Origin of the sequence: Burkholderia sp. HI2714, assembly GCF_002223085.1 — a bacterium.
In the GTDB taxonomy this organism is placed as follows: Bacteria; Pseudomonadota; Gammaproteobacteria; order Burkholderiales; family Burkholderiaceae; genus Burkholderia; species Burkholderia lata_D.
This window is the reverse complement of sequence record NZ_NKFM01000160.1, coordinates 1-996: the sequence shown is the minus strand read 5'-3', so window position 1 is coordinate 996 and position 996 is coordinate 1. Positions and strand designations below refer to the sequence as shown.

The window sequence follows — 996 nt, the reverse complement described above, 5'->3', positions numbered from 1 at the left end:
GTGCGCAACGGGCTTCAACCTGCGCTGGTTGCTGCGCGCGATTGCCCGACTGGGCATCGGGCCAGTCTTGTTGCGCTTGCTTCGGTGCGTCAAAAGTGCGGCTTTCGCGCATTATTACCTCACCATAACCCGGCAATTACGGGTTGGCGTACCCATGCACTTGCCATTTCGATGGGCGGCGGTGTTGACGCGCGCGATTCAACTCGCGACGAGGTCGCGTTGCGCGCAGCTCGAAACGACCGCCTGAATTTCGCATGTCCGACCAAGTATCCGAAGGCCGTGGAGAAGCTGAGCAAGGATCACGACGCGCTACTCGCGTTCTACGACTTCCCGGCGGAGCACTGGCAGCACGTGCGCACCACGAACCCGATCGAGTCGACGTTCGCGACGGTGCGTCATCGCACGTCGCGCACGCGCAACTGCCTGTCGCGCGCGACGTTCCTTGGAATGGCGTTCAAGCTGATTGAGGCGGCCGAGCAGTCGTGGAGAAAGATCCGCGGCGCTGACAAGATCGAGCCGCTTCTGAAGGGCGTTGCCTTCAAAGACGGAACCCCGGTGATTGAGAGCACACCGGCTCCTCAACCGCTGGCCGCCTGATCATGCCGATCGGTCCGCATACACCACAATTGACGTTTGCTCGCAAGCCCCCACTGGATGCGTCATAGCCATGCCAGCCACGCCCTTGCTCGTGGCGCTGGATTGACGACGGTTCGCGATAATTTGCGCCATGCGTCGATCGCGACAACATCAATGTACCTGCACGGCGACGATATCCTGCGCGCACGAGAGATCAATCAGGCGTTCGGACGAACGTAGTACGCCCGGGCCGGCCTTAGCGTGCAATATTTTCCGTTTTCTGAAGCCTCCCCTACGTGATGTCGGACGTGAAGACCTGATTCGGGGCCGCCGGTGCGAAATCCCGGCTCAGCAGGTTTGGCGCGACCGGCAGCTTGTGCTTCGAATCCGTCGTGACCTTGTACCGGCGCTTGTGACGGG

The 996-nt window shown here is 61.1% G+C and carries 1 protein-coding gene and 2 pseudogenes; 2 read left to right on the top strand and 1 reads right to left on the bottom strand.

Annotation, left to right across the window (positions count from 1 at the left end):
- A partial coding sequence (locus CFB82_RS44415; RefSeq protein ID WP_256990787.1) for a transposase occupies window positions 1–597 on the top strand: 597 nt, incomplete at its 5' end.
- 42 nt (window positions 598–639) lie between these two features.
- A pseudogene (locus CFB82_RS41640) lies at window positions 640–816 on the top strand (tyrosine-type recombinase/integrase); the annotation flags it as partial.
- 55 nt (window positions 817–871) lie between these two features.
- On the opposite strand, the pseudogene CFB82_RS43065 reads toward CFB82_RS41640, so the two are convergent.
- A pseudogene (locus CFB82_RS43065) lies at window positions 872–996 on the bottom strand (IS3 family transposase); the annotation flags it as partial.